The organism is Neptuniibacter sp., from assembly GCF_024231755.1.
In the GTDB taxonomy this organism is placed as follows: domain Bacteria; phylum Pseudomonadota; class Gammaproteobacteria; order Pseudomonadales; family Balneatricaceae; genus Neptuniibacter.
In genome coordinates this window covers 1-2,473 of the sequence record NZ_JAAEQH010000145.1, presented here as the reverse complement: position 1 = coordinate 2,473, position 2,473 = coordinate 1, and the positions used below count along the sequence as shown (strand labels likewise).

2 protein-coding genes are annotated in these 2,473 nt (G+C 45.5%); one reads left to right on the top strand and one right to left on the bottom strand.

The features are described 5' to 3' along the window. Nucleotides 1–1,229: 1,229 nt before the first annotated feature. Nucleotides 1,230–1,496: a hypothetical protein gene (locus GY843_RS08145; protein WP_297308403.1), complete on the top strand. Its 267-nt coding sequence runs from the start codon at nucleotides 1,230–1,232 to the stop codon at nucleotides 1,494–1,496. Nucleotides 1,497–1,815: 319 nt separating this feature from the next. On the opposite strand, the gene GY843_RS21025 is transcribed toward GY843_RS08145, so the two are convergent. Then, complete coding sequence (locus GY843_RS21025) at nucleotides 1,816–2,106, bottom strand: hypothetical protein (RefSeq protein WP_367183819.1); 291 nt, start codon at nucleotides 2,104–2,106, stop codon at nucleotides 1,816–1,818. Nucleotides 2,107–2,473 lie beyond the last annotated feature (367 nt).

The following is a 2,473-nucleotide window of genomic DNA, read 5'->3' as shown; positions in this document are numbered from 1 at the left end:
GACGATATCGCTGTGATGTGGCGACGAAATGCCGTGATGTGGCGACGAAATGCAATGTCGTGGTGACCAAATGCCGTCAGGTCGCGGGGACCTGGTGATCTCGTCGCCAGGTTGTTGCGATATCGTCGCAATGCTGCCAGAGGTTCGCAAAGGGTTAATGGTTTGTTCTATTTTGTCCAGGTCGCCGGCAAAGAGTCGGAAATTATCGGAGTAATGCTGGATCGTGACGCGCTTCGAGCGGCTGTGAAGGAGGCGGGATCCGCGGAAAGTAAAAGGAAGAAAACTGAATAAAGCTGATGATTTCGTGATCGTTTGATCGTCACATGGCTTGTTTGTAATGTTGACTATTAACTTTGAAACTGATAAAACGGCATTGCGCTTATTTTAGCACACGATAAATGATTTTAAAATGGAATAACAAACTGTAAAACAGCAGGAAATGCAACGTGGACCACATCCCAAGTGTGCGAAGATTGCACCATTGTTATACAAAGCTATCGTTGCTTAGACTTGTTTTCACCACCAGCGGGAATTTAACCAAGAAACATTGGTATGAACGCAAGAAACAGTTGCTAAAAAATGCCCCGGGCATGCTGGGCATTTTTAGCATCTTTTTTTGCTTTGATAGAAACTGTTCCTTGCTTAAATTCCCGCTGGTGGTACCTAACAAATCCGAATAATGAACATCAACTAAGAAACTACTGTATCTTCAATCTCAATCGACCTATGTCTCAGTTGTGTATCCATGAACTTGAGTGAGCAGGAGTCTGCCAAACAGTCGCATGCTGATCTGACAGATGAATACGAGCTCAGGTCCTTCGATGTGTACACGTTCGTTGTCAAGGTTGGTTGCTAGTAGTGCTTTGAGACAAAAAACCGGTTAAAGCTTGCTTCACAGAGTTTGACAACACTAAGCATCAACAACGCAATCACTTTTTGTATTTAGAGATCACATTGTTCTTTAGATCCGCCAGCTTCTGCCCGTCATCTCTGCTCATCATTTCAACGTGGAAGTCCGCAAAACAGTCCTTGCAAAGATAGAGATCGCAAGCAATGCACACCATGGCAACTTTGACTGGATTTTGATGCCGGCCGGACTTGCAGATTTTGCGCTTCTCAACCTGCAATTGATGCACACCCTTTGTCACTTTAACTGCCAGTTGAGTAAACAGCAATGAAATCAGACAGCGTTATTCCAACAAGAAAATGTTATTTACCCAGACCGGCACGTGGCAATTCGAATTCGGAATCTGCCTGGGGTGGCGAGCCAAGTCCTTCATGCCAGCCGACTTCAGCAGCGACTTGAACAGTTCGTACCGGAAGCGAGAGGAGGAGAAGTTCAGTCTGGCTGCTTCAGGCAGATCATCGCGGTAGCAGGAGAACGAGTTGATAACACACCAGTGAAACATTTGCAAAGCCAGGGCCACTGTCCATTTCAAAGTTCTTTGCTCCCTTCTGTTCGTGTACAGGAGAGAATCGAAAGTATCTACTCCTAAAAGGGGGAGAAATATTTCCCACATAATCATGGCCATTACCATGTAATCATGACTAGCTAAGGAAAGGAGCTACTGTGTAAGGCTACTCCTACCCCAGTGTAATATGGGTAGCTACTGTGTCATTTTGTTTAAAGAATTTTTAACAGGCACACTACAAACTTACCGCCCATGTTAGCCGCGTACTGTTGAACGGCAGCCGGCTGTGCCACCGGAACGCTTGCAAATGTGCCTGTTCTGTTGTCTTTTATCCGACGATCGCACTGGCCGATCTGTTCCAGAATTCCTGGAACAGAACATTAGAGTTTGCTTTGATGCATGTTCATGCCACAGTATCACCTGGTATGTTGTAGTTGATTCTGACAAGTTTCATGTCAGCCCACGCCGCAATGGACTGATCAGCCAAGTGAAAGAACATCGAATCCGCACGCTGCCAGTTCCGGGGCACCTTTCTGCTTCGGGGGCATTGAGCTGGCCAATTCTTGCGGTAGCGAAGCGTCCCACAGCTGAAGGTCCCTGCCAGCAGTAAATCCCGTGTTAAATCAGGATTAGTGTAGAAGTTGTCTGAAACAATGATCTGGGCATCTAAATGCCAAGAGGACCGCCGGCCCACACACCTGCACGGTCATTTCTAACATTACCATGCTAACATTTTTAGCTATTACCTTAGTAGCTTAAGCTAGCCTTTGTGATATCACTAGATGGCTTTGAGCATCTCTACTTACTCATTGTTTGCTTGCATGCATCCATACACAGCTTTTGCAGTTATTCGTAACAACTTACTGCAGGTTTCCAACACATGCTAACATTATTAGCTGGCACCTTGGTAGCTTAAGCTGCACTTTGTAATGCAGCCAGATTATTTGGAACACCTTTGCATGCTCGAAGCTTGCTTTGATGAATTCTGACACAACTATGGCTATCCCTGGCTATACTGTTTAGTACCGAGCTAGGTATTTGTAAGCTTAGAAAGCTAGTTT